Origin of the sequence: Pseudomonas sp. R76 (assembly GCF_009834565.1) — a bacterium.
Taxonomy (GTDB): Bacteria; Pseudomonadota; Gammaproteobacteria; order Pseudomonadales; family Pseudomonadaceae; genus Aquipseudomonas.
Window position 1 is genome coordinate 4609945 of the sequence record NZ_CP019428.1, and the last position, 24888, is coordinate 4634832.

Below are 24888 nucleotides of genomic sequence, written 5' to 3' on the forward strand. Positions count from 1 at the left end.
GAATAATGCCGCCTCGCCTTTCTTCGATAAGGACATCCCCCGTAATGAAGTTGCCCGCCCTGCTCCTGGCTGCTGCCGTGCTGCCGACCCTGGCCCATGCTGACGACGCTGCGCTGACCGACACACTCAAAGCCTTCACCCGCTGCGACGCGAGCTTCTTCAGCAGTCTGAACACTCACCGCGATGCCTGGCAGGCCTATGCGCCGCTCCAGCAAGAAAAGAACTTCACCTGGATCGCGGTCAGAAACCGCACAGACCGCAAGGCCAGCCAGGTGCCGGTCAGCGCGCCGCCCATCGCAGGGTTGAAGCTGTTGTCGTACGCCGATGAAGTCACCGACCTCGGCCCACTGGGGCTCTACTATTACTGGGGCTTCGTGGTGGACGGCGGCGTCGACGAGGTTGCCCAGCGCCTCGCGCCGCTGCTGGAACAACGCGGCGCACTGCAAAAAGGCGACAAGGAATACACCCGCAGCGAGCTCAAGGTCGGTAACGGCTGGCAGTCGATCAAACCCCAACCGGGCAAGGCGCCGGGCACCCGCCAGGTTGAACGCGTGTTGATTGTGGAGCCGGAAGGCAAGTCAGGCACGCAATCGCGCGTCAGCTGCTCGGTACAGGGCGGCGTGAATGCCGGGCTGCTGGCGCAGTTGCGTCCGGACATCGCGCCGGTCGACTACCCGCGCACCCAGATCGAAACCAGCTTCACCGAGGTCGAGGTACCGGCCAACGTACGCCAGCGCCTCGACTCACCCTTGCTGCAACCGAAGTTCAAGACGTTGAACTACAGCTACCTGTCCAAGAAAGGCGATGGCAGCAAAGACCTTCCAACCTCGGTCACCTTCAAGGCCGAGGGTGGCTTGCTGGTGAAAAACGAAGCCTACGGCAATACCTTCAACGTTGATCGCCTGACACAAGCCGACCTGATTCAGTTGAAATCGAAAATGAATGGCGTGGGCGACGGGCGCGTCCTGCAAACCCGCGACGTCGAACTGAACCTGCCGACCAGCTGGGCACCCGGCCAGACCCTGAGCACCCGCCTGCACATGGTAAACGTGCCGGCCCGGCCAACCGACAAACCCTACGAAACCACCTTAACCTGCAAGGTCGGTGAACGCATCCCGGCACGCCAGGTGTTTGCCTCCTTGACCGGCGACGCCATCAAACTGGCGTGCGACCAGGGCGACTACAAGACCTCACGCGTGTTTATCGAGGACCTGGGCGTGGCGCTGACGCTGGAGTCGACGTCGAGCGAAACCCATTATGTGAATGAAATTACGGCGCTGGACGTGGTGCGCTAGGACCTGTTGGCGTTTTCGCTGACGCGCTTTGCGAACATCTGACAAGCTGCGCGCAGCGCCTGTGGGAGCGGGCTTGCCCGCGAAGACGTAGGCCCGGTGAACATTGATGTTGACTGATCCACCGCTTTCGCGGGCAAGTCCGCTCCCACATTTGATCTTCGCTGCGTGCAGCATTGCATTCACTCACTGAAGCCCGCTCGCCACAGGGATAACGCCTACTGTTTATTTGGCAAACGCGTACTCGCCGCCCTGCTCCACCGCCTTGCGGTAAGCCGGCCGAGCCTGGAAGCGTTTTACCCATGCCGCGAGGTTCGGATAGGCCTGCAACTTGCCCTGGGCCATGGCTATTTCGCCGATAAAACTCATCTGGATATCCGCGCCGCTCAGCTCGTCACCGACCAAATACGGCGTATCCGCCAGCACGTCATTCAGGTAGCCCAAGTAGTTGGCCAGCTCCGATTCGATGCGCGGATGCAACGGCGCACCCGCCTCTCCCAAGCGGCCGACGTAGAGGTTGAGCATCAGCGGCAGCATGGCCGAGCCTTCGGCGAAGTGCAGCCACTGCACGTATTTGTCGTAGGTAGCCGTGGCCGGATCGGGTTGCAGGCGGCCTTGGCCGTGGCGGCGGATCAGGTAGTCGATGATCGCAGCGGACTCGATCAACACGAGCGAGCCGTCTTCGATCACCGGGGATTTGCCCAGCGGGTTGATGGCCTTGAGTTCGGGTGGCGCGAGGTTGGTTTTCGGATCACGCTGGTAGCGCTTGATCTCATAAGGCAGGTCGAGTTCTTCAAGCAGCCAGAGGATGCGTTGCGAGCGCGAGTTGTTGAGGTGGTGGACGGTGATCATAAAAGCTCCGCTGAACAAGAGTGGGTATCCAGGTAAGAGACTACGCCGTTGTGGTGGAGTGCCATGGATTAATTCGCAACCATGGCCCACAACGACGCGCCGACGCCAGTGATGCTTTCCCCGGCAATCAACCCCGCCGCTGCGGTAATGGCGAAGCGTTCGGTCACGCTCGGCCAACGGCAGCTCACCAGCCACGTCAGCACCGCGCCGAGGGCCATCATCAGCGACACCGAGGCCGGTAACACGAAGGCCAGGCCCAACGCGGCGGCACTGGGCAAATAGCGAGCACGATGGGCGGGCAAGGTGCTGTCGGCAATCCCCAACAGCACGCCAACAGCCCCCGCCAGGCCAATGGCCCAACGAATGCTCACCGACAATGAATCCAGCCCATGGGTCAGGGTTTGCGCCACGGCTTTCCAGGTGGCGACCGCAGGCGCCGGCCACTCTTCGGTGAGCAACATGCTTTGCGGGTCGGGAATCAACGCCAGGTAGGCAAACACGCCGACGATACTGCCGACGAAAATCCCCAGGATTTGCGCGATCACTTGCTTGCGCGGCGTGGCGCCAATCGCTTTGCCAACCTTGAAGTCGTTCATCAAATCCGTGCATTGCCCCGCCGAACCGCCAGCCGTATTGGCACTCATCAGGTTGATCGGCACCTGCCCCGGCGCGACGATGCCAAAGCTCAGTTGCGACAGTTGCCCGATCGCCCCAATCGGCGGAATGCCGGTGGCGCCCACCACCCGCGCGGCCACGGCAGCCAGGCAGATCGCCAGGGGAATGGTCAGCAAAGCCATCCACAGGTTGATCCCGAACAACAGCGCCTGCAGGCTCACTACCAACACAATCGCCAGGGCAAAACCGGCGGCGGGCCCGGCCTTGGGGATCGCCCACGGCGTGCCGCCAGCGTCCCTGGTGGACTTATGCAACGCCAACAGGCGGATCGCCAGCGAGGCCAGGGTCGAGCACACCATCAGGCTCACGCCGGGCCACAACAACCACTCAACCAGCGCGGCGAACTGCGGGCCGCTGCTGCCGGCCGGCAGGGTCACCAGGCCTTGCGCCAGCAACCACGGGGCCAGGCCGCCCCAGGCGAGCAAGGCACCGAGCAGCAGGGTCAGCCCCACGCGAATGCCGATGATGCCGCCAAAGCCGAGCAACAGCAGCGACGGGTCGGCGGTAAAGGTCAGGCGTTCCATCGCGGCGCTGGGCGACCAGCGCGGGAAGGCCCACAGGAAGGTGTCCACCCACTTGACCAGCCCCGACAGCAAGGCGGCGCTGAGCAGCACCTTCAAGCGTGTCGCGGCTTCGCGGCCGTGGTTGTAGATGTGCAGCAGGGTTTCCAGGGTGGCCATGCCTTCGGGGAACTTCAGCGCTTTGTCATTGAGCAGTGACGGGCGCAGGTACCAGGCGATCCAGATCCCGAGAAAGCTCACCGAGAACACCCAGGCGATCATCGGCAACGCTTCCAGCGTGTTGCCTGTGAGCAAGGTGTAGGCCGGGATCGGCGCCACCAACCCACCGGAGATAATCGAGGCGGTGGCCGAGGCGACGGTCTGGTTGATGTTGCTTTCGTGCAGCGTCCACGGCAGTTGCCCGGGGTTGCGCCTGGCCAGGCCTTGCCAGATGGCATAGCCGACCAGCAGGGCGATGATCGACATGTTGAACGACCAGCCGATCTTGAGCCCGGCGTACACATTTGAGGGGGTCAGCAGGATGCCCAACACGATCCCGGTGCTCACCGCGCGCAGGCTCAGTTCGCGTTCAACCGGGGCGTTCAGGGCGGGCATTGGCGGGGTCGAAGGCATGCGGATTCCTTTCGGCAAGTGAACAGGGCGACCTAAGAAGTGAGCCCTGCTGGCGCCGAAGGTTCATCTATCCGCACGGTGGTTGCACGGCCCCCTGTGGGAGCGGGCTTGCCCGCGAAAGCGCTGGGTCAGCCACCCTCAATGTTTGCTGGGCCGACGCCTTCGCGGGCAAGCCCGCTCCCACATTTAAAAACCCGCTCGCCACAGTAGGCATGTCAGCTCAAGCGAAACCGCGCGGTGTTTTCACTCAACGCCCGGCTGCCTTTGCTCAAGGTATCCGCCGCCTGGTTTACCGCCCGCGCGCCGTCCAGCAAGCGCCCAGCCGCCTGATCGACCTGCTGGATATTGCCGCTGACCTCATCCGCCGTCGTCGCCTGCTCTTCCACCGCCGCCGCAATCTGCGCCAGGGTGTCGGTGACGTTTTGCACGGCACCGGCAATTTCGCCCAGCCGCGTGCCCAGGCCGGTGACGGATTCGGCATCGGTGAGCGCCTGGTCGCAGGCGGCGCCCATCAGCGTGACCGCCTGGCTGACCGTCGCGCGCAGGCTGTCCACCGTGCCGGCGATTTGCGCCGTGGAGGCTTGAGTGCGTTGCGACAGGCTGCGCACTTCATCCGCGACCACGGCAAAACCACGGCCCTGCTCGCCGGCGCGGGCGGCTTCGATGGCGGCGTTGAGTGCCAGCAGGTTGGTCTGTTCGGCGATGCCGCGAATGGTATCGACCACTGACTGAATCTGCTGCCCTTGCTGGCTCACCTGTTCCAGCGCGTTGGCGGTGTCGGTCAGGCGCTGGTTGAGTTGCTGAATGCTTGCCGTGGTGCGCTGGCTGTCGCGGCTGCTGTCCTCAGCAATACGGCGGGTCTGCTGCGCGCTGCCTGAAGCCTGTTCGCAACTTTTGGCGACGCCCATCGAGGTGGCCGCCAATTGCGTGGCCGCAGCGGCGATCTGGCTGATCTGGTGTTGCTGGTCTTCGACTTCGGTGAGGGTGCTGCCCGACTGCGAATTGAGGGTGAGCACGGCGGAGCCCAGTTGCTGGGTTTCGTGATTGACCCCGAGCAGGCTGGTGCGTAACTGCACCACCGCGACGTTGAGCGCGGTGCTGATCGCCGCCAGTTCGTCACGCCCTTCCACCGCCACCTCGACACACAGGTTGCCGTCGCGCAGGGACTCGGCCAGCGTAGTGATGCCACTGGCGCTGCGCCGGATCGAGGCTTGCAGGCAGATAAACAAGTACAAGGCCGCCAGGGCCAGCAGGCTGAACGTCGCCGCCACCGGAATAAACTGCTTGAGCGAGCGGTCACGGTAATAACTCAAGCGCTCATCCAGCGAGTGCAACGACTGGCTGCGCAACGCGCCCAACGCACCGAGCATGCTGTCGACACTGCGGTCGAAGCCTGTGGTGTCGAGTTTGATGGTGCCGCCAAACACGCCGTCGTCCAGCGCTTTGAGTTCGTTATCGAGCAATTGCAGGCTGGCGTCATATTGCGCCGTCCACGCCTCGATTCCTGGATACGGCTTGGCTTTGAGCGACGTGGCGGCCTTGGCCAACTGATCTCGCGCATCGCCGATGCGGCCACGCAGGTCACGCATCTGCAAGCGGCTTTGCAAGGTGAACTGCCCCGAAGCAATCGACGACTGCCCGACACTGGCCGTGCGGCCAATGCGCTCGATCAGGTCTGGCGTGTGCTGGGTGGAAATCTGCATCAGCAGGTACGTTTCCAGCCAGGGGTCGAGGATCAGGCCGGCGTCCTGGGTGATCTGCTCGCGCAGGGTTTGCAACGCGGTCAGGGCGGTGGTGAAGCGGTCATAGCCGTCCGGCCACCAGCCCACGGCACGCAGGGACTGGGTGTCCATGCCCTTGACCGTGGCCTGCAAGGCTTCGAAACGCACCAGGGTGTCGGCACTGGCGTTCTGGGCTTTGAGCGACTCACCCAAGGCTTGCAGGCTTTGCAGAATGATTGGGCTGCCGGCATCGACCTTGTCCATCGCCGCTTTGGCCGCAGCCGTTGGCGTGTGCAGGATATCCAGCGCCTTCCAGCGCGCCGCCTGGTTGCGTTGCGCGGTGAGCTGGCCATCCAGCGTGTCCAGGGCCAATAGCTGGTGAACGCCGGACTGCTCGCTGGAAATCACCGCCAATTTGTCGCGATAGTCCTGGCCGATCATCCACAGGCTTCCGGCCAGGGGCAGCATGAACAGGAAAAACAGAATCTGGAACTTGCGCGCGAAACCGAAACGGCCCAGCAGGCGGATACCCGGTGATAAAAGACTGTGCATCGCCGACCACTCCCCAAAACAACCTAGAACTGACTAGAAGCAAAATGCCATGTCATTGATTGGGAAGGCACTAGCAAGATACGGGCCGTTGGTGACGAGCCGCGAAATAGGCGGTTGGCCGTTTCAATAGCGCAGTGACGTGCGCGAAAATGGGGCGAAAGCACTCAGTGTGCAGAGTGGAACGGTAACCGGCTTTCCACAGAGGCTGACCTGCCCTAGAGTTCCACCTGCATTAGCCGGCACGGATTACAGTGCAAGGACATCTAAACCGACATGGAAATCCAATACCCTTGAACAAGAAACAACGCGACGCCATCAGTAAACTTCTCAGCTACATACTGCGCCACGCGCCCGAATCCATAGGTGTCGTGCTGGACAGCGATGGCTGGACCGACGTTGACGGCTTGACCCACAACGCCAACCAACACGGCCATGCCTTCGATCGCCAAGCCTTGCTCGACGTCGTCGAGACCAACGACAAAAAACGCTTCACGCTCTCCGACGACGGCCAGCGCATCCGTGCCGCACAAGGGCACAGCACCGGGCAGGTTCAGGTGCAGCACGTCGAGAAAACGCCGCCCGCTCAGCTCTACCATGGCACGGCAAGCCGCTTTATGGCTGCCATCGAAGCGCAGGGTTTGATCCCCGGCAGTCGGCATCATGTGCACCTGACGGACAACCCCGAAACTGCGCTGGCCGTTGGCAAACGCTATGGGCAGCCTGTGCTGCTGACGATTGATGCATTAGGCATGAGCCAGGCGGGAGCCAAGTTTTACCAGGCGGACAATGGCGTGTGGCTGGTGGAGTCGGTGCCGGCGACCTATTTGACCAGCATGTACTGACTGAAATTATTGATGTGATCGTCCAGGTTGTCCTCAAGCATCATCCGGTACTGGTCACAGAAATACTTCAGCATCGCTTCCCGCGCAGCGGCCATTTCCGCGCCGGACTTGAAGTTGCGCGCACTGGCCCAGGCATTGAAGCGCGTGGTACCGAACATCATTGAAGCGCTGACCTCACCGAGGTTTTCGCAGGTCTTGAGCTGCTCGTTCGACAGTTCGATATGTGCATCTGCACGGTCGTAGAAAGCTTGGTCGGTGGTGTCGGCCATGGTGGGGTTCCTGGGTGAGCAAATAATGGCGGCTATTGGAGCATATCCGGCCGCCGCAGAGGAGACGCCTCCGGGTGGAGGCGTCTTGAACATCAGCCCAATGCCAGCACCAAGCGCTCCAGCCCGATGCCAAACCCCGCGCCTTCGCGGTAGGCGCCGCCGCCGACCACTTGCTGTTGCGCGCCAAGCGCGGGGCAACGCACCTCGAAGCCATTGCCCTCAAGGTAGTAACTCAGCCCGCGTTTCACCGCCAGGTTGAGCTCATAGTCGAGCCCCAGCGTGTCCAAAAAAGCGCTGCACAGCGCCTGGCTGCGCTGCAACGCCAACGCCGGCTCAGGGCTGAGAATCTCCAGCCCCAACTGGGTGAACTCACGGTAGCGACCGGCTTGCGGCCGCTCATACCGGTAACACCGCGCCACGTAGAAAAACATCGCCTCCTCGCGCCCGCCGAGCAACTGCGTGCTGCGTTCCTGAAACAGCGCGGTGGCTTCAGGGATCAGGCAACACGGGCGGCCCGCCTTGTCATCGAAGGCCCACATCTGCCCGATGATTTCACTGCCACCAGCTTTTTCGATAAACGTGTCCTGGCCCCACAGCGCAGGGACGATGACCTCTTCAGCGCCAGCTTCGATGAAGGCAGCTCCGAAAACGCCCCTCTATCTCACGCATTATTGCTGCTTCTTTGCCCGTCACAATTCGGGTTCCACGTAGCATGGTCATCAGGTGTATCTCCATTTTTTACAGGCAATAAAAAAGGCGCCGTGGGCGCCTTGGGGGTGGTTCATTGAGTGATCAGAACGTCTGGTCAATCCATGAGCGCAAGCAACCGCGGCACCTGGGGCAAGGTCCGTGATGATGATGGCGGTTGCTTGGCGAAAATTCAGTCATGGGGCGATCCTTGCACAGTTGGGCGACGCGTGACAAGCCGCCGTTAAACCAACGGCGTCAACTGACTCAGCTGCTCAGGCGTCGGAAAACCCAGCGTGCGATAGCGTGCCGGGTAAAGGCTCGCCGGCGCCAGCAGGTCACCCAATTTAGCCTCGAGCTCATCCCATTCAACCACCTGGGTCTGGGCGCTGCCATCGGGCTGCAGTTGAACCAGCGCGACGCGGTCGGTCTTGGGCAACAAGGTGTCGACGGTTTCTGTCCAACTGCACATCGAGAAGGTCTTGCCGTTGCTGTCTTTCAACTCGAACAGCGTGTAAGACGCGACAAACACATCGATTTTCTGCTCGTCATGGATCGTGTCGAGTTGCTCTTTCTGCACATGGTAATTGCCTTGCAGCAGCATGTGTTCGAGGCTCGCCATGCGCGCCTTGAGTGCTTCATCCTGAGTGACGTAGGGCACGATCCGTTGATCGTCGTAGGTATAGACCTGGCTGGAAACCACACGCCCGGCTTCCATGGCCTTGAAGCTGACCTCGACCATATGCCGAATGCCCTCTTCATCCTTGTCACCGGTCACCATCAGAATGTCGCGGGTCGGGATCATGAACACTGGCCGGCCTTTGATCGAGGCGCGTTGCAAGACATCCGGCAACAGCACGCGGCTGGTGTCATAGCCGTCGTTCCAGCGGCCGACATAGAGCCCAGGCACAATTTCATCAAACGCATCCGGGGTGGCTTCGCGCAGGTTGCTCACCGCCACCGCCAGCGCCTCATCCAGGCTCACACCCCAGTTTTCCTTTGGCCCTTCGGTAAGCGTGGACGTGGTCTCGGGGTAGTCCACTGCCAGCAAGGTCACGCAGTCTTTGCCCAAGGCCTGGTGGACGGCGGCGTACGGCGCGTCCCAGCCTTCGGTGCGCACCTGGTGCAGGCGCACTTCTTCGAGCATCGCCAGGTTACGGATCACCGGCCGTAACAACGGCCTGACGTCTTCGAAGGTTTGCGGCGTTTCCTTTCTGTAGCTGAGCAGCGTCGATACATAACCGTTCAACACCTCAGCTTTGTGCGCCTTGTCGGCGCACTGATAATCGTTGAAAGCGTTATGCAGGTTGAAATAGCCGCCACCGCCATGCTTGAGACGAAACTCTTTGGGCACGTACTCAAGAGGCTCGCTGAAACCGGCTGCACGCGCGGCCTTGATGACCTTCTCAGCGAAGGCGTCTTCGCTCAGGGGGCGGTTGAAGAGTTTGTCGAGCAGGGAGCCGAACATGCGCAGAGTCCTCCATGAAGTGCGGGCGGTCCATCATGGGCGGTGCAAGAGAGCGCGTAAAGCACCTGCCCGGGTTGTGTGACCCAGATCACGGCGGGCAGTTCACGCCAGCAATTGCGTAATCCATCGCGCCTGCTGCTCGATTTCCTGCAACTTCGCCTCCGGGACCGCCTGGCGCGCCTGTTCGAAGCTGGCCAGGGTCTTGTGCTTTTGGCGCAGCATGCGCTGCCACTTGGCCAGGAACACCGGGCTGCGGGCCTGCATTTGCAGCGGGCCGAAATACAGCTGTTCGGCGGTGTAGGTCACCGGCTCAGCGCGCTCGGCGACGATAATCTCGTAATAGAAGCGATTTTCCTGCAGCAACTCTTCAAGCAGGATGCAGTAACCGTTGTCCATCAACCATTGGCGCAAGGGTTGCTCGCCGCCGTTGGGTTGCAGAATCAGGCGCTCCTGGCCGCTGAGGTGCGCCTTGCCGCTGTCGAGGATGTCACGGATGGTCTCGCCGCCCATGCCGCAGAGGCTGATCGCGGTGATCTGATCGCTGGGCTTGAGCGCCGCCAGGCCGTCCGCCAGGCGCACGGTAATGTGCTGCTCCAGGCCGTTGTCGCGCACGGTGCGCTGGGCGGCGTGGAATGGCGTGGTCGCCACTTCCCCCGCCACCGCCGCCGCGATTACGCCGCGGCGCATCAAGGCCACCGGCAGGTAGCCGTGGTCCGAGCCGATATCGGCCAGGCGTGCGCCGGCGGGTACGTGCGCCGCCACGCGCTCCAGGCGCATGGACAATGTGTGTTCGTTCAACGCGTGTTCCTTATCACAACAAAATTACTCACCCGAAAACCGATCCCGGCTGTTGGTCAGGTGCAACACCATGGCGGCCCGTGCGGCGTCCGGGTCCTGGCGCTTGATCGCATTGAAGATCGCCTCGTGCTCCAGGTTCGCCAGTTGCCCCAGCTTGGCAAAGTCCGCCCCGCCGCGTTCGGCGCCCTTGACCTGGGTGCGCGGGATCATCGCATTGCCCAGGTGCGACATGATCTCGGTAAAAAAGGTATTGCCGGTGGCCTCGCCGATCAGTTGATGAAAGCGCTTGTCCTCCTCCACGCAACTGTCGTTGTTCGCCAGGGAAGCCTGGTAGTCGTCCAGCGCTTCGCGCATGCGCACCAGTTGCTCATCACTCCTGCGCACCGCGGCCAGCGCCACGGCTTGTACTTCAAGGCCAAGGCGCAGCTCCAGCATGTTGCGCACGCTGGCGACCGTGTCCACGTGCAAGCGCAAGCCTTGCTGGGCATGTTGCGCCAGCACAAAGGTGCCGATGCCGTGACGCGTCTCCACCAGCCCGGATGCCTGCAGCTTGGAAATGGCCTCGCGGACCACCGTTCGGCTCACGCCATGCTCAAGCACGATGGTGGATTCCGACGGCAGTTTTTCACCGGGCTTGAGTTGCCCCAGCAGGATGCGCTGGGTCAGCGCCTCGACCACACCTTGGGCCAGGTTGGTGGAGCGTCTGCGCACGAGGGTTCCGTTTTCAATGGGCATTGCTGGGGTCCACGGGGTTGGGCTGGGACGAGCTTAACACCCTGTTTGGTGGTGACGCTGGGTTGATTCGAAAAACACTCAACTTGTATGACAACCAATCTTAACCCGCTCCACTCCAGATCCCGGCGCCGTCGCTTCTCCGATGAATATCGGACCTTGGAGAGCCGTTAAAAACAGCGTAAAAACCAACAAAAACAAGGCAAATAACCAAAACACTCATCCAACCGCTGCGCTTATGAGAACAAATACACGTGGCACTGGATTGCGAACTCAAGAAATCCACTTGTATGATGTCTATCAACAAAACACACAAACCCGCATAAAAATAAATCAGGGGAGTTTTGAATTGTGACCAATTCAAACCATGCATCTGCCGCTTCACCCAGCGACTCAGTCCTCGCGCGCGCCGTGAGCAAAGTGAAGGGCCATGTGCTCCCACTGTTCGTGATCATGTTCATCCTCAACTACATTGACCGGGTCAATATCGGCTTCGTGCGCACGCACATGGAGCATGACCTGGGCATCGGCGCGGCCGCCTACGGCCTGGGTGCCGGGTTGTTCTTTATTGGCTACGCGCTGTTTGAAGTGCCCTCCAACATGCTGCTGCAAAAGGTCGGCGCGCGTATCTGGCTGACCCGCATCATGTTCACCTGGGGCATCGTCGCGACCTTGATGGCGTTCATCCAGAACGAAACCCAGTTCTACATCCTGCGCTTTTTGCTGGGCGTAGCCGAAGCCGGGTTCTTCCCTGGGGTGATCTACTACTTCACCCGCTGGCTGCCCGGTGTGGAGCGCGGCAAGGCGATTGCGATTTTCCTCAGCGGCTCGGCGGTCGCCTCGCTGATTTCCGGCCCGCTATCGGGCGCACTGTTGCAGATCGAAGGCTTCGGCTTCCACGGCTGGCAATGGATGTTCGCCATCGAAGGCCTGGCCTCCGTGGCGCTGGGGTTCTTTGTGTGGTTCTGGCTGGATTCCAAACCTCACGACGCCAAATGGCTGACCCGTGAGGAACAGGACACGCTGGTCGGCGCCATCGATCAGGAACAGCGCGAGCGTGAAGCGCTGACCACGGTCAAACCGACGATCGGCAAGCTGCTCAAAGACCGCCAGATCCTGCTGTTCTTTGTGCTGTACTTCTGCATTCAGCTGACGATCTACGCCGCCACCTTCTGGCTGCCGAGCATCATCAAAAAGATGGGCGACCTGAGCGACGTGCAGGTCGGGTTCTTCAACTCGATCCCGTGGCTGATCTCGATCATCGCCATGTACGCCTTCGCTTCGCTGTCGGGCAAGTTCAAGTTCCAGCAAGCCTGGGTCGCCGCCGCGCTGTTGATTGCGGCCGCGGGCATGTTCATGTCCACCACCGGCGGGCCGATCTTCGCCTTCGTGGCGATCTGCTTTGCGGCCATCGGCTTCAAGTCCGCCTCATCGCTGTTCTGGCCGATTCCCCAAGGCTACCTGGACGTGCGCATCGCCGCCGCCGTGATCGCGCTGATCAACTCCATCGGCAACCTGGGCGGCTTCGTCGCGCCAACCACCTTCGGCTTCCTGGAACAGACCACCGGCTCGATCCAGGGTGGCCTCTACGGCTTGGCCGGCACTTCGGTGCTCGCCGCGATCCTGGTGTTCTTCGCCAAGACGTCGCCGGCTGCCGTGTTGATCTCTCCCAGCGTTGTGCCCACCGGCACCGCCATCAGCAAACCTCTTTGAGCTTACTTAGGAAATCGCCATGAATACCCCTGTAGTCACCCATTTCCAAGTCATCCCGGTGGCGGGCCACGACAGCATGCTGCTCAATTTGAGCGGCGCTCACGGGCCATTTTTTACCCGCAATATCGTGATTCTCAAGGACAGCAGCGGCAACACCGGCGTCGGCGAAGTGCCCGGTGGCGAACGCATCCGCGAAACCCTCGAAGACGCGCGTAGCCTGGTGGTCGGCCAACCCATCGGCCAGTACCAACGCATCCTCAACCAGATGCGCAGCACCTTTGCCTCCCGCGACGCCGCCGGGCGTGGCCTGCAAACCTTTGACCTGCGCATCACCATTCATGCCGTCACCGCCATGGAAGCCGCGCTGCTCGACCTGCTGGGGCAATTCCTCGAAGTACCGGTGGCCGCCCTGCTCGGCGAAGGGCAGCAACGCGATGCGGTGAAAATGCTCGGTTACCTGTTCTACGTCGGCGACCGCACGGCCACTGACCTGGCCTACCGCAACGAGGCAGATGCCGATGACGCCTGGTTCCGCCTGCGTCACGAGAAGGCCATGACCGCCGAATCCGTGGTGCGCCTGGCCGAAGCCGCCAAAGCCAAATACGGTTTCAACGACTTCAAGCTCAAGGGCGGCGTCTTGAGTGGCGACGAGGAAATCGAAGCGGTCACCGCCCTGGCCGAACGCTTCCCGGATGCGCGCATCACCCTCGACCCGAACGGTGCGTGGTCACTCAAAGAAGCCATCCGCCTGTGCCGCGACCAGCACCACGTACTCGCCTACGCCGAAGACCCCTGCGGCGCAGAAAATGGCTACTCGGGCCGTGAAGTCATGGCTGAATTCCGCCGTGCCACCGGGCTGAAAACCGCGACCAACATGATCGCCACCGACTGGCGTGAAATGGGCCATGCGATCCAGTTGCAATCAGTCGACATTCCGCTGGCCGACCCGCACTTCTGGACCATGCAAGGCTCGGTGCGCGTGGCGCAGATGTGCAATGAATGGGGCCTGACCTGGGGCTCGCACTCCAACAACCACTTCGATATTTCCCTGGCGATGTTCACCCAGGTCGCCGCCGCCGCACCGGGAGACATCACCGCCATCGACACCCACTGGATCTGGCAGGACGGCCAGCACCTGACCAAGCAACCGTTGAAAATCGAAGGCGGCTACGTGAAGGTGCCGACCAAGCCTGGCTTGGGCGTGGACATCGATATGGACGCGGTCGCCAAGGCGCACGAAGTGTACAAAGGCATGGGCCTTGGGGCGCGGGATGACAGTGTGGCGATGCAGTTCCTGATTCCGGGCTGGCGCTTCAATAACAAGCAGCCGTGCCTGGTGCGGTAAAACATCACTAAATGGCCAGTCAATGTGGGAGCTGTCGAGCTTCAGCGAGGCTGCGAAAGCGGTGGTTCAGGCAATATATCGGTTGGCTGTGCCGCCGTCTTCGCAGCCTCGCTGAAGCTCGACAGCTCCCACATTCGATCTGCGTTGTTATTACATCAGGGCTTATCGGCTACTGCCGGCTTAGCCCTCCCCGCCTGATGGGTAGCAATCGGCTGCACCGTCAGCTCAACGCCCAACGCCAGCATCAGCTTGTGGATCGTCTCATAGCGGGTCTTGGAGCCGCCTTTCAGGGTTTTATACAAACTCTCCCGATTGACCCCCGCCGCCTCAGCCACCTTGTTCACGCCCTGGGCTTTGGCAACCTCGGCCAGCGCCTTCATGAAGATTTGCGGGTCTTGCGCCTTCATGCTTTGCGCGAGATAGGCACTGATAACTTGCGGGCTGTCGAGAAAGCGCGACGCCTCGTAAACGCTGGTGCCGGATGTATCAAGGTCGAGGATCGGCATGTCCTCGGGTTTGAATTTCGATTCGCTCATTTCATTGACCTCTCAGGGCATCGAGGATCTCTTTTGCCCGTTTGATTCCCCGCTTCTGGTCGGTTTTATCGCTGCCCCATAACATCAGGTAAGCGCTGATCCCAGTGCGTACAAAGTAAATCCTGTAACCAGGCCCGACGAAAACACGCATTTCGCTCAGGCCTTCGCAGACGGGCTCGCAGTCACCGAAATTGTTGTCTTCGGCGCGGTCCAGGCGCGTCAGAACGGCGGTTTTGCCCCAGACATCCTTCATACCGTCGAGCCATGTATCGAACTCCGGCGTCCTGCCGATTACGTTGGTCACAGATTCACATGTAGCCTACTGGCTACTCCTTGCCGATGCTAGTTAATTTTTTGGCCCGGTGCATACCGGAGTAAAAAACCTAGCCCAGCCCACGCATAATCAGCGTGTCGATACTGTGAGCACTTATTTCCCTTACGTTTAAAGCGCCCGATCAAACAGCGGGGTCACGTCATAGCGCTGCTTGAGCATCTGCGCATCCACCAAAAAATCTGCCGTGGCCTGGGCTTCGCTGACAATTGTCGGCGAGATCGGCAGCACCTTGATCGCATCGCGCTTGAACCACACTTTGGCAATCTCCGGCGCAGATTGGTTGGCCTTCGACCAGGCCTCGGCGTACGCGTCGATATGGCTGTTGCTCCACACCCGAGCGCGGGTCAGGCGGGCGACGAAGTCCTTGATGATCGCGCCTTTCTGCGCCAGCGCCGGTTCATAGGCGACGATGTAAGTCGGCGCGCTCATCAGGCCCTTGGCGTTGCGGATCAGGGTGCTGCCCTCTTTCTCCTGCAGCGACACATAGGGTTCCCAGGTGCCGAACGCGTCGATGTCGCCCTGGGTCAGCGCCAGGCTGGCTTCGGCCGGCAGCAGGTATTTGAAGGTCACGCTGCTGCGCGGTACGCCGGCTTCGTCGAGGGCTTTGTACGCCAGTTGCTGGCTCCACGAGCCGTTCCAGATTGCGATGGTTTTGCCTTTGAGGTCGGCCACCGACTGAATGCCTTTGCGCGCCACGATGCCCACGCCGTCGAGGCTGGTCTGGGTGCTGGCGACCACCTTCACCGGCGCGCCGTTGGCCGCCAGGCTGATCACCGGTGTGTCGCCGACAATGCCCACGTCCAACGCGCCGCTGGCAACCGCCGAAGCCACGGGGGAGCCGGTGTTAAAGCGCTTGAAATCGATTTTATACGGCAAATCCTTCAACTCGCCCGACAGCTCCAGCACGATGCGATTGGAGAAGAACTGGTCGCCCACCGTCAGCGTCAGCGGTTCTGCCGCCCCTACCGATGAGCCATGCAACGAGAGAGAGGCCAGGCCCAGCAGGGCAAGCAGGTTTCGACGATTGATCATAAAAGAGTCCACACAGTTGAGGGCTGACTCAACCATCTGTGGGCGTGCAGTCTGGTGATGAGAGCAAGGGTTTGGAGGTCGCCGAGCGTGGCGCCCGTAGAAGCTAACGCAATAAAAGCGCTGGGTTTAATACTGTTGCGCACTATCGATAGAACCACTGCGCAGCACCCTAGCTATTTTTCGTATTAAAAACTTTGCCACCCCTGAGTTAGGGTGACGTCACCAGACCACTGGACCCCAGCACCTGAGCCACTTTCTGCAAGGTCCATTGCATGTCGATTCCCGCGTTGAATATCTGGGGCGCCGCGCCCTCCGCCCGTTACGAACAACTGGCTGCACCGTTTCGCCCACTCTTTGCGCAGATCCTTGCCCACGCCGCCGAGGCCGATCAGACCCGCGCCAGCCTGGCGACAGTGATCCAGCAACTGAACGCCCTCGGCTTGCCGCGCTGGCGCTTGCCCGCCAGTTACGGCGGCCAGGACGCGAGCTTTGCCGAACTGCTCGCGCTGCTCACCGAGCTGTCCGCCGCCGACTCCAACATCACCCAAGCCCTGCGCGGGCATTTTGGTTTTTGCGAAGACGTGCTCTGCGCCAAAGACCTCGACTGGCGCGCCAAGTGGCTCGACCGACTCGGCCAGGGCGCCCTGCTCTCGCCCGGCAGCACCGAGGTTGGCAACCAGGCACGAGGCGACTTCGGCACCCGCCTGCACCGCGATGCCGACGGCAGCCTGCGCATCAGCGGCAAAAAGTTCTACACCACCGGCGCGCTCTACAGTGACCTGATCAACACCGTGGCCACCGGTGAAGACGGCACGGTGTACAGCGTCGTCGTTGATCTCAAGGCGCCTGGCGTAAACATCGTGGATGACTGGAACGGCTTCGGCCAACGCCTCACCGCCAGCGGCACCTGCATCTTCGACAACGCCCCGGTGGAAGACGACCTGCGCCCCACTCACCAACGCTTCGGCTATGGCCAGTCGTTCTACCAGATCTACCACCTCGCGACCCTCGCCGGCATCGCCCGTCGCGCGGCGTTAAGCGGTGCGCAAGAGCTCAGCCAGCGCGCCAGGACCTTCACCACCGGCAACGCCGATAGCGCCGCGCACGACGTGCAATTGCTGCAAGTCATCGGCGAAGTGGCCAGCCAGGCCTACGCCGCGCACGCCATCACCCAGCAAGCGGCGCAGCGCCTGGACCAGACGGCGCAGTCTGTAATCGCCCATGCCGAGCCGCTGCACGACGATGACCCGCAGGTGGCATTGGCGGAGTTGGAAGTGTGCCTGGCGGTGAACCCGGTGGTGGATGCCACACTCGCGGCAACCACTGCGCTGTTTGACGCGCTGGGCGCCAGTGCCACGGCCAGCAACAAGGCGCTGGACCGGCTGTGGCGCAATGCGCGCACGCTGGCGAACCACAACCCGCGCGTGTACAAGTCGCGGATTGTGGGTAATTACCTGGTGAATGGTTTGCTGCCGCCGGCGCAGTGGCGGGTGGGTGTGGCGAAGGGCTAAAAGTTACCCCCCGTTAAAGAAACAACACAGAACAAATGTGGGAGCGGGCTTGCTCGCGAAAGCGGTGTGTCAGGTCAATATTTTTCACTGATACACCGCTTTCGCGAGCAAGCCCGCTCCCACATTGGATAGGAGGTGGTCTTACTGGCTCACAAACGCCACCACCTGCGCCAGCATCCGATCACACGCCGCCAACTGCTCCACGCTGATGAACTCATCCGGTTTGTGGCCCTGCCCCATGCTTCCCGGCCCGCACACCACGGTCGGGATGCCCGCCTGATCAAACAACCCGCCTTCACTGCCAAAAGCCACCGTGCCGTAGTCCCGCGAGCCGCAGAACTGCGCGACCCACTCTGCCGCCTGGCTTTCGACCGAAGTGGCCAGGCCCGGGTAGCTCGACAACTCACTGAAACTGATCGCGCACTGCTCGCTCACCGCCTGCATCGCCGGCAACAGGGTTTGTTCGGCATACCCGCGCAACTGCTGCGCCACCCGCCAGGGATCCTGCGCCGGCAGCGAGCGCACTTCAAAATCAAACGTGCAATTTTGCGGGACGATATTCAGCGCTTTGCCACCGTTTATCACGCCGGTTTGCACAGTGGAAAACGGCGGGGCAAAGCGCTCGTCAAGCTGATCCGGCACCTTGAGGCTTTCACCGAGCCGCACCAGTTCACTGATCAACCGCGCGGCGTATTCGATGGCATTCACCCCCGACGGCGCATAGGCCGAATGGCACGCCGCGCCCTGCACTTCGCAGCGTATCGCCAACTTGCCCTTATGGCCCAGCACCGGCTTGAGCTCGGTGGGCTCGCCGATCACACACAGCAGCGGCTTGACCGGTTGCGCGTGAAACCTTTCGATCAGCGAGCGCACGCCCAGGCAGCCGACCTCTTCGTCGTAGGACAGCGCGATATGCACCGGCATGCGCAACGGCGCTTGCACCAGCGCCGGCACGCAGGCCAGCACACAGGCGATGTAGCCCTTCATATCCGCCGTGCCACGCCCGTACAACTTGCCGTCCTTTTCGGTCAGTTCGAACGGCGCTACCGTCCAGCGCTGGCCGTCCACCGGTACCACATCGGTGTGGCCGGACAACACGATGCCCGGCACCTGCGCCGGGCCGATAGTCGCCAGCAAGTTGGCCTTGCTCTTTTGCGCGTTGAACACCAGCTCGCACGCCACGCCATGGCCTTGCAGGTACGTGCGCACAAAGTCGATCAAGGCCAGGTTGGATTCGCGGCTGGTGGTGTCAAAGCGCACCAGTTGCGCGAGCAATTCACGGCTGCTGCTCATCGATCATCTCCCGGCACGGCGTAACCCGGCGCGTGTTGCGGGTTGATGGCGCGGTCGATGTAGTCTTGCAGTTGGCTGCGATAAGCCTGCCAGAGCTGGTCGAGGGCGCCGATCGGGTGTTCATCGGCCCAGTCCACCCGCAGGTTGACGATGGGCCACAACAGGTCGTCGACCACGATCAACGCCGCCGAATGCACCGGGCCTGCCTCGCCGCCCCTGGCCTGGCCGCTGTGCATCGCCGCCAGCAGACGGTCTGCCAGGTGCCCGGACGCATTTTCGAACGCGCGCACCATGGCCTCGATCACCTCAGGATTAGCGAGCATGTTCCCCGCCGCCACGCACTGCTCGCCACTCACCGCCGCATGAATGCCAAGGGTTTGCGCGCCGCTGAAATGTGCGGTTCGACCCTGGCTATCAATCACCGTCACTTGCCGATATTGGCTATGGTCCTGCCCGGCCAGAACAGCTTCCAGTGCTTCACTCGGCGCCACGCCCTGCTCCAGCCTATCCAGAATCTGCGGGCCCAAACTCGGCAACGTGATGTTCTGCGAAGCCACCGCACCCACCCCCGGACGCAACCACGGGCAACGTGCGCCAACAGCAATGCTTGAAGAGCTGATCGCAATACCCATCTGGCCGGTCTCGGCGCAGCGAGCGACAACGGAAAACGTCATAAAAAGCCCTCAGTCGAGCACCGAAGGGTCGGCGTCGATCATCAATTGCTTCATTTCTTCAAAGTGCTGCCGCGAAAAATCCGCAATGCCTTCCCAGCCGCGCGCGGTCTTTTCCGCCACTTCATCCGACAACACCCGCAGCGGCTGCCCGGTGGACCACGCCGTCACCAGGATCTGGCAGGCACGCTCCAGGGTCCAGATATCGTCATAGGCTTCGCCGATCGACGTGGCCGTCACCATCACGCCGTGATTGCCCATCAACAGGCGGCTTTTGCCATCGAGCAAGCCGGCCAGGCGCGCGCCTTCGGCCTCGGTGTCGGCCATGCCGCCGTACAGCTCATCGACGGCAACGCGGTTGAAATAGCGCGCAGTGTTCTGGTCGATAGGCGGGATATGCGGCTTGGCCAGGCACGCCACGGCCGTGGTGTAGATCGGATGCAGGTGCAACACAGCGCGGGTTTGCGGCAGTAACCGGTGAATCTGCCCGTGGATCGACCAGGCGGTGGCATCCACATTCGGGTGGTCCGCGCAGCCAGGGTCATCGGCGTTCAACAGTAAAAGGTCACTGGCCCGAATCCGCGAAAAATGCTTCCACTTCGGGTTGAGCAAAAACTGTTTGCCATCCGCCGACACGGCGGCGCTGAGGTGGTTGGCCACCGCCTCGTGCATGCCGACATGGGCGATGATGCGAAAGGTCGCCGCCAGGTCGATGCGTGCCTGTTCTTCAAGGGATAACGCCATGAATCTGTCTCCACAGGGCGCGGCCGCAGCAGGCTGCGGCGCGCGCGATTGGCTTACTTGGGCATCAGCGCGTCGATGTCGGCTGCGGTCGGCGCTTCAAAGTTGTACTTTTTGAGCAGCGCGGCGTATTCCGGGGTGGCGCGGTATTTTTCCAGCCCGTCGAGCAAGGCTTTCTTCACGTCGTCGTTGCCCTTCTTCACGCCGAAGCCGTTCAGCACCGGGTAGATCAAGCTGTCGGAAGAAATCACCACGCGGCTGCCGAGTTTGTCGATCACACCACGGGCCACGGCGGCGTCGGTGATCTGCGCTTCGACGGCGTGAGCCAGCAAGGCCTGGGTGGTTTGCGGGTCGGTGCTGTATTCGCTGATCTGGATCGGCTTCAAGCCCTTGGCCACACAGTATTCAGTCGACAACTTGTTCATCTGCGCCAGCCAGGACGTGGCGCCCATGGAGCCGATCTTGTGGCCGCAGAACTCTTCCGGCTTCTTGGGCTGGAAGGCGCTGTCCTTGAGGGTCAGGATCGACTCGCCGCTTTTCAGGTAAGGGATCATGTCGATGACTTTGACCCGCTCGGCAGTGATGTACATCGACGAGTTGGTCACATCGAAGCGCCCGGCTTGCAGGCCGGTGATCAGGTTGGGAAAGCGCGTGTCGAGGGTCTCGACCTTGCGCCCCATGACCTTGCCCAGGCCGTCCATGAACTCGATATCAAAACCTGCCGGCTTGTTGTTATCCATGTACTCATACGGGAAGAAGGTCACGTCGGAACCGGCAATGATCTTGCCTTCCTGCTGGAACGCCGAAGCCGCCAACGAGGTCAGTGCAACCGCGGCGCCCAGCAGGCACACGGCGAAAGGGCGAAGACTTTTTTGAGACGCTGTCATGGTCATTACCTGCAAGGGTTTTAGGGGGTTAGGCAGTCACGGAATCTTGGCCGGCCTGTTGCACAAAGAACGACGCGCCACGGGGCTTCTGCGGCAAGCGCAGCTGGTTGTCGGTGGAGCGCACCAAGCCACTTTCTTCACCGGCCACCAACAGGCCGGCGTGTGCACTGGGCAGCGGGTTTTCGCCGAATGGCAGCGCGTCTTCAGCGGCGTAGACGCTGATGAACAACGTGCGCGGCAGTTCGGTCTCGTTAGGGCTGGAAGCGTGCAGCAAACGCGTGTGCATAAAGCACACGGAACCGGCCGGGCCGTAGCAGGCGACCGGTTGCTGGCAGTGTTCTTCGACCACGGCGTCGTCCACCGAGCCGGTGAAACGCTGGTTCTGCCAGTGCGACCACAACGGGCCTTTATGGCTGCCGGGGATCACATTCAGCGGGCCGTTCTGCGGCGTCACTTCGCTGACCATCAGCAAAGCGGTGACGATGTCGTCGTTGCTGTGGGGCGTGAACAGAAAGTCCTGGTGCCACTTCACTTGGGTCGCGGTGTGCGGCAGTTTCGAGTTGATCTTGCTGTGATGAAAACGCGCGCCGCCAGCGCCCACCAACTGCGCGGAAATCGCCGCCATCCGCGAGTGCAACGCCACGCGCTCATACACCGGGGAAATCTCGGTGGGCGAACTCACCCGGCGCAACGATGGGTGATCGGCGCGGTGGTCGCCCTCCAGGTCGAAGCGCGCGCGGCCATCCACGGTGGCGCCCCAGCCTTGGTCGTGGCTGCGGCTCTCTTCCACCCACTGGTCGAAGTCGTGTTGCAGCGCGGCCACGTCGTCCGGCGACAGCACGCCTTCCACCACCAGAAAGCCGTCGCGCTGGAATTGTTCGATTTGAGCTTGCTCGATCATTTTAGGGTGTCCTGAACGTTAACGAGATCACGCCAGCGAGACGTCCTTGAGGAACGCCTCCACGCGTGGGTTGTGGCCGCTGCGCAGGGCCTGGGGCGTGTCATCGCAAACCACGCGGCCCTTCTCCATGAACACGATGCGGTCGGAGACCTTGAAGGCGAAGTTCATCTCGTGGGTGACGATCACCATGGTGATGCCCTCCCCGGCCAGGGCTTCGATGACCTGCAGTACTTCGTTGACTTTTTCCGGGTCGAGGGCCGAGGTCGGCTCGTCGAACAACATGATTTGCGGGCGCATCATCAAGGCGCGGGCGATGGCCACGCGTTGTTGCTGGCCGCCGGACAACTGGTGTGGGTACTTCCAGGCGTGGTCGAGCATGCCAACCTTGTGCAGCAGCGCGTAGGCCTGTTGCTTGAGCGCGTCGGTGCGCCCCAGGCGATGGTATTTCGGCGCCATCAGCAGGTTGTCGAGCACGCTCAAATGCGGGAACAAGTTGAAGCTCTGGAACACCATGCCGATGTTCAGGCGGTGCTCGGCGTGCTCGACGTACTGGGGTTTCTGCGCGCCGACTTTGTTGAGATGAATGAACGGATGGCCGTTGATCTTGATCTCGCCGTTGTCCAGTTGCTCAAGGCCGTTGAGCAGGCGAATCAGCGTGGTCTTGCCGGAGCCGGACGGGCCGATCACCGACACCACCTCACCCGGCTGGATCTGCAAATTGACCGAGCCCAGCACCTCGATATTGTTATAAGCCTTGTGCAACCGCGTGGCGTCCAGCGCCGAGGCGCCGGTGCTCGCCGGGCGCTGCAACGCCGTGCGCTGTTGCGTGGCCAGGGCCAGCACCGCAGCGTCCGGCACGCGGGACACGTTGCGCTGGTTGACGTCGAGAAAGCGCTCCAGGCGTTTGAGCAGGAAGTCGAACACGGTGACGATAAACACGTAGAAGAACGCCACCGCCGCCATGGTTTCGATCACCAGGAAGTTCTGCGAATACAGGCGCTGGCCGACCATCAAAATCTCGGTCAGCGAAATCACCGACACCAGCGAGGTCAGCTTGACGATGGAGATGTATTCGTTGGCCAGCGACGGCAAGGCCACGCGCAACGCCTGGGGGATGACCACACGCCATTGGGTGCCGAAGAACTTCAAGCCCAGCGCCCGCGCCGCTTCGCCCTGCCCTTTGGGAATCGAGAGCAAACCACCGCGATGAATTTCAGCCACGTAGGCCGTCTCGCAGATCACCAGCGCCAGCAAGCCGGACCAGAACGGGTCGGCCAACACGGCGGAGGTGCCGGGCAGCGCCTGAGGCAAGTTGTAGATAAAGATCAGCAGCACCAGCAGCGGCAGGCTGCGGAACAACCAGATATAGCCACGGGCCGGAACGCTGAGCAGCACGTGCCTGGATTGTTTGGCCAGCGCCAGCAGAAAGCCCAGGGCGATGCTCAGGATCCAGGTCAGGGTGCTGAGCTTGATCACCGTCCACGTCGCACGCCAGAACTCGGGGTCGCTGAGCAAACCAAACATGTAGTGCCAGTCGAATGTCATCGTCGCGGTGCCTTGCTGAAAAAAGAAGTTGATCTGCATCGATGGGATGAGAGTCGCGGGGACGGGGGCTTAGGGTCAATTCGTAAAACCCGGCTCACTGGGTAGGTAGAACCTATGCAACCCAAAAACCCCAAAACTCCACTGTGGGAGCTGGCTTGCCTGCGATTGCGGTGGGTCTGCTGGCCCATCAGGCACAGACAGACCGCTTTCGCAGGCAAGCCAGCTCCCACATTGGATTAGTGTTGTTCATGAGGCCGCAGGGTCAGGCCAAAAGGGTGCACAGCTGATCGAGCGGCGCAGCCCACGCCACCTTTTGGTGCAACCTCAGCTCACCCCACTCAAGACCCGCACCGCATGCGGGTCAAAAAAGCTCGGCGGCGCCATGCCGGGGATGTACTGGTCGGAGACAAACAAGCGGCAACGCTCGGCAAACGCCGACACCACGCGCGACAACTGGGTGTTGCTCGCCGTGGCATACCCCAGCCGCATCGGCCGGTGCGAGCCGGCCAGGCGCAGGCGGATTACCCGTTTGCCATCCTGGGACATATTCGATTTGGGCCGCGCATTCGCAAAGGAATAGCCAATGCCATTGCCGACCATTGCGCGCACCGTTTCGAGGTTGGTGGAGCGCATGATGATGTTCGGCGTGGTGCCCGCCTGCATGAACAGGCTGAGGAAATAGTCGCGGCTCCAAGGCGTGTCGAGCAGCACCACCGGGTAGGCTTCAAGGTCTTGCATGCTCACCGCCGGCAAGCTCGCCAGCGGGTGATACTCACCGACCATCACATACGGCGGCAGGTGCGCCAGGGGTTGGAAGTCGATGTCGGGGCTGGTTACCAGGTCGTAGGTCAGGGCGATATCCAGCTCGCCGCTGCGCAGTTTCTCCAGCAATTCCTCATGGTTGCCTTCGGCCTGGGTCAGGCGCACACCGGGGAAAGCGCGGCCAAAACCAAACACCAATTCCGGCGTGATCATCGGCGCCAACGACTCCAGGCAACCCACTCGCAGCGGCCCGCGCACCGTGTTCAACGACTCGGAAGCGATGGTGTAGAGGTTGGTCATCTGCTCCAGAATCAGCTTGGCCTCCTGCATCACCTGGCGCCCCACCGCCGTGAGCGAAATGCCCTGGGCGTGGTGCCGGATAAACAGCTGAATGCCCAGCTCCGCCTCCATATGGGTGATGGCCGCCGAGATGGATGGCGACGACACATGGATGCGTTCGGCCGCAGCACTGATGCTGCCCGCCTCTCCCGACGCAACGAAATACTCCAGTTGACGCTGAGTAATACGACTGAGCATTTCGCCTGCCCCTCAACAATGACTGTACCGGGGGTGTTGCAGGGTTCGTGCCGGGTCGC

The 24888-nt window shown here is 61.6% G+C and carries 23 protein-coding genes; 5 read left to right on the plus strand and 18 right to left on the minus strand.

The window, feature by feature from the left end; genetic code table 11:
- The first annotated feature begins 44 nt into the window (after positions 1-44).
- Positions 45-1295: a hypothetical protein gene (locus tag PspR76_RS20675; protein WP_159958270.1), complete on the plus strand. Its 1251-nt coding sequence runs from the start codon at positions 45-47 to the stop codon at positions 1293-1295.
- A gap of 222 nt (positions 1296-1517) precedes the next feature.
- Here the strand turns inward: PspR76_RS20675 and PspR76_RS20680 are convergent, their stop codons facing one another.
- The 3 genes from PspR76_RS20680 to PspR76_RS20690 form a co-directional block, all read right to left on the minus strand.
- Positions 1518-2144, minus strand: coding sequence for a glutathione S-transferase family protein (locus PspR76_RS20680; RefSeq protein ID WP_159958272.1), 627 nt, complete (start codon positions 2142-2144; stop codon positions 1518-1520).
- Positions 2145-2212: 68 nt separating this feature from the next.
- Positions 2213-3952 carry an OPT family oligopeptide transporter gene (locus tag PspR76_RS20685; protein ID WP_159958274.1) on the minus strand — a complete coding sequence of 580 codons (1740 nt, stop codon included), beginning with the start codon at positions 3950-3952 and terminating at the stop codon, positions 2213-2215.
- 215 nt (positions 3953-4167) lie between these two features.
- Positions 4168-6225, minus strand: coding sequence for a methyl-accepting chemotaxis protein (locus PspR76_RS20690; RefSeq protein WP_159958276.1), 2058 nt, complete (start codon positions 6223-6225; stop codon positions 4168-4170).
- 290 nt (positions 6226-6515) lie between these two features.
- On the opposite strand from PspR76_RS20690, the gene PspR76_RS20695 reads away from it, so the two are divergent.
- Complete coding sequence (locus PspR76_RS20695; protein ID WP_159958278.1) at positions 6516-7067, plus strand: RNA 2'-phosphotransferase; 552 nt, start codon at positions 6516-6518, stop codon at positions 7065-7067.
- Here the strand turns inward: PspR76_RS20695 and PspR76_RS20700 are convergent.
- The 5 genes from PspR76_RS20700 to PspR76_RS20720 all read right to left on the minus strand — a co-directional run bounded on the left by PspR76_RS20700 (position 7046) and on the right by PspR76_RS20720 (position 11024).
- Positions 7046-7336, minus strand: coding sequence for a DUF3144 domain-containing protein (locus PspR76_RS20700; RefSeq protein ID WP_159958280.1), 291 nt, complete (start codon positions 7334-7336; stop codon positions 7046-7048). The genes PspR76_RS20695 and PspR76_RS20700 overlap by 22 nt on opposite strands.
- 92 nt (positions 7337-7428) lie before the next feature.
- The gene (locus tag PspR76_RS20705) at positions 7429-7968 is read right to left on the minus strand and encodes an ATP phosphoribosyltransferase regulatory subunit (RefSeq protein WP_159961563.1); all 540 of its coding nucleotides are present in this window, start codon (positions 7966-7968) and stop codon (positions 7429-7431) included.
- Between the two features lie 299 nt (positions 7969-8267).
- Entirely contained in the window at positions 8268-9491 is a 1224-nt protein-coding gene (locus tag PspR76_RS20710) for a DUF1444 family protein (RefSeq protein ID WP_159958282.1), read from the minus strand.
- A 102-nt stretch (positions 9492-9593) separates the two neighbouring features.
- Positions 9594-10289 carry a tRNA (adenine(22)-N(1))-methyltransferase gene (locus PspR76_RS20715; protein ID WP_159958284.1) on the minus strand — a complete coding sequence of 232 codons (696 nt, stop codon included), beginning with the start codon at positions 10287-10289 and terminating at the stop codon, positions 9594-9596.
- Positions 10290-10313: 24 nt separating this feature from the next.
- Positions 10314-11024, minus strand: coding sequence for a FadR/GntR family transcriptional regulator (locus PspR76_RS20720; protein WP_159958286.1), 711 nt, complete (start codon positions 11022-11024; stop codon positions 10314-10316).
- A gap of 348 nt (positions 11025-11372) precedes the next feature.
- On the opposite strand from PspR76_RS20720, the gene PspR76_RS20725 reads away from it, so the two are divergent.
- Both PspR76_RS20725 and gudD read left to right on the plus strand, forming a co-directional pair.
- Positions 11373-12734 carry an MFS transporter gene (locus PspR76_RS20725; RefSeq protein WP_159958288.1) on the plus strand — a complete coding sequence of 454 codons (1362 nt, stop codon included), beginning with the start codon at positions 11373-11375 and terminating at the stop codon, positions 12732-12734.
- Between the two features lie 19 nt (positions 12735-12753).
- On the plus strand, positions 12754-14079 hold the full coding sequence (gudD, locus tag PspR76_RS20730; RefSeq protein WP_159958290.1) for a glucarate dehydratase: 1326 nt from the start codon (positions 12754-12756) through the stop codon (positions 14077-14079).
- A gap of 155 nt (positions 14080-14234) precedes the next feature.
- Here gudD and PspR76_RS20735 read toward each other — a convergent pair whose 3' ends face one another.
- The 3 genes from PspR76_RS20735 to PspR76_RS20745 all read right to left on the minus strand — a co-directional run bounded on the left by PspR76_RS20735 (position 14235) and on the right by PspR76_RS20745 (position 15981).
- Positions 14235-14615 (minus strand): addiction module antidote protein, encoded by a 381-nt coding sequence (locus PspR76_RS20735; RefSeq protein WP_159958292.1) that lies wholly within the window; start codon positions 14613-14615, stop codon positions 14235-14237.
- Position 14616: 1 nt separating this feature from the next.
- Positions 14617-14919, minus strand: coding sequence for a type II toxin-antitoxin system RelE/ParE family toxin (locus PspR76_RS20740; protein ID WP_159958294.1), 303 nt, complete (start codon positions 14917-14919; stop codon positions 14617-14619).
- A 138-nt stretch (positions 14920-15057) separates the two neighbouring features.
- Entirely contained in the window at positions 15058-15981 is a 924-nt protein-coding gene (locus PspR76_RS20745; protein ID WP_159958296.1) for an ABC transporter substrate-binding protein, read from the minus strand.
- 272 nt (positions 15982-16253) lie between these two features.
- On the opposite strand from PspR76_RS20745, the gene PspR76_RS20750 reads away from it, so the two are divergent.
- The gene (locus PspR76_RS20750) at positions 16254-17492 is read left to right on the plus strand and encodes an acyl-CoA dehydrogenase family protein (protein WP_159958298.1); all 1239 of its coding nucleotides are present in this window, start codon (positions 16254-16256) and stop codon (positions 17490-17492) included.
- Positions 17493-17633: 141 nt separating this feature from the next.
- Here the strand turns inward: PspR76_RS20750 and argE are convergent, their stop codons facing one another.
- The 7 genes from argE to PspR76_RS20785 all read right to left on the minus strand — a co-directional run bounded on the left by argE (position 17634) and on the right by PspR76_RS20785 (position 24829).
- Positions 17634-18785 (minus strand): acetylornithine deacetylase, encoded by a 1152-nt coding sequence (gene argE / locus PspR76_RS20755; protein ID WP_159958300.1) that lies wholly within the window; start codon positions 18783-18785, stop codon positions 17634-17636.
- On the minus strand, positions 18782-19459 hold the full coding sequence (locus tag PspR76_RS20760; protein WP_159958302.1) for a DUF1028 domain-containing protein: 678 nt from the start codon (positions 19457-19459) through the stop codon (positions 18782-18784). The genes argE and PspR76_RS20760 overlap by 4 nt, the downstream gene beginning before the upstream one ends.
- Positions 19460-19468: 9 nt before the next feature.
- Positions 19469-20200 carry a class II aldolase and adducin N-terminal domain-containing protein gene (locus PspR76_RS20765; RefSeq protein WP_159958304.1) on the minus strand — a complete coding sequence of 244 codons (732 nt, stop codon included), beginning with the start codon at positions 20198-20200 and terminating at the stop codon, positions 19469-19471.
- Positions 20201-20253: 53 nt separating this feature from the next.
- Complete coding sequence (locus PspR76_RS20770) at positions 20254-21084, minus strand: ABC transporter substrate-binding protein (protein WP_159958306.1); 831 nt, start codon at positions 21082-21084, stop codon at positions 20254-20256.
- A gap of 28 nt (positions 21085-21112) precedes the next feature.
- Positions 21113-21985 carry a phytanoyl-CoA dioxygenase family protein gene (locus PspR76_RS20775; RefSeq protein ID WP_159958308.1) on the minus strand — a complete coding sequence of 291 codons (873 nt, stop codon included), beginning with the start codon at positions 21983-21985 and terminating at the stop codon, positions 21113-21115.
- Positions 21986-22012: 27 nt separating this feature from the next.
- Positions 22013-23530, minus strand: coding sequence for an amino acid ABC transporter permease/ATP-binding protein (locus PspR76_RS20780; RefSeq protein WP_159958310.1), 1518 nt, complete (start codon positions 23528-23530; stop codon positions 22013-22015).
- A gap of 324 nt (positions 23531-23854) precedes the next feature.
- The gene (locus PspR76_RS20785; RefSeq protein ID WP_159958312.1) at positions 23855-24829 is read right to left on the minus strand and encodes a LysR family transcriptional regulator; all 975 of its coding nucleotides are present in this window, start codon (positions 24827-24829) and stop codon (positions 23855-23857) included.
- Between the last annotated feature and the right edge of the window lie 59 nt (positions 24830-24888).

Bases quoted from the DNA above. Each gene is read 5' to 3' on its own strand.
- PspR76_RS20675 (WP_159958270.1), top strand. From the start codon at position 45: ATGAAGTTGCCCGCCCTGCTCCTGGCTGCTGCCGTGCTGCCGACCCTG.
- PspR76_RS20680 (WP_159958272.1), bottom strand. From the start codon at position 2,144: ATGATCACCGTCCACCACCTCAACAACTCGCGCTCGCAACGCATCCTC.
- PspR76_RS20685 (WP_159958274.1), bottom strand. From the start codon at position 3,952: ATGCCTTCGACCCCGCCAATGCCCGCCCTGAACGCCCCGGTTGAACGC.
- PspR76_RS20690 (WP_159958276.1), bottom strand. From the start codon at position 6,225: ATGCACAGTCTTTTATCACCGGGTATCCGCCTGCTGGGCCGTTTCGGT.
- PspR76_RS20700 (WP_159958280.1), bottom strand. From the start codon at position 7,336: ATGGCCGACACCACCGACCAAGCTTTCTACGACCGTGCAGATGCACAT.
- PspR76_RS20710 (WP_159958282.1), bottom strand. From the start codon at position 9,491: ATGTTCGGCTCCCTGCTCGACAAACTCTTCAACCGCCCCCTGAGCGAA.
- PspR76_RS20720 (WP_159958286.1), bottom strand. From the start codon at position 11,024: ATGCCCATTGAAAACGGAACCCTCGTGCGCAGACGCTCCACCAACCTG.
- gudD (WP_159958290.1), top strand. From the start codon at position 12,754: ATGAATACCCCTGTAGTCACCCATTTCCAAGTCATCCCGGTGGCGGGC.
- PspR76_RS20735 (WP_159958292.1), bottom strand. From the start codon at position 14,615: ATGAGCGAATCGAAATTCAAACCCGAGGACATGCCGATCCTCGACCTT.
- PspR76_RS20745 (WP_159958296.1), bottom strand. From the start codon at position 15,981: ATGATCAATCGTCGAAACCTGCTTGCCCTGCTGGGCCTGGCCTCTCTC.
- PspR76_RS20750 (WP_159958298.1), top strand. From the start codon at position 16,254: ATGTCGATTCCCGCGTTGAATATCTGGGGCGCCGCGCCCTCCGCCCGT.
- argE (WP_159958300.1), bottom strand. From the start codon at position 18,785: ATGAGCAGCAGCCGTGAATTGCTCGCGCAACTGGTGCGCTTTGACACC.
- PspR76_RS20760 (WP_159958302.1), bottom strand. From the start codon at position 19,459: ATGACGTTTTCCGTTGTCGCTCGCTGCGCCGAGACCGGCCAGATGGGT.
- PspR76_RS20765 (WP_159958304.1), bottom strand. From the start codon at position 20,200: ATGGCGTTATCCCTTGAAGAACAGGCACGCATCGACCTGGCGGCGACC.
- PspR76_RS20770 (WP_159958306.1), bottom strand. From the start codon at position 21,084: ATGACAGCGTCTCAAAAAAGTCTTCGCCCTTTCGCCGTGTGCCTGCTG.
- PspR76_RS20775 (WP_159958308.1), bottom strand. From the start codon at position 21,985: ATGATCGAGCAAGCTCAAATCGAACAATTCCAGCGCGACGGCTTTCTG.
- PspR76_RS20780 (WP_159958310.1), bottom strand. From the start codon at position 23,530: ATGACATTCGACTGGCACTACATGTTTGGTTTGCTCAGCGACCCCGAG.
- PspR76_RS20785 (WP_159958312.1), bottom strand. From the start codon at position 24,829: ATGCTCAGTCGTATTACTCAGCGTCAACTGGAGTATTTCGTTGCGTCG.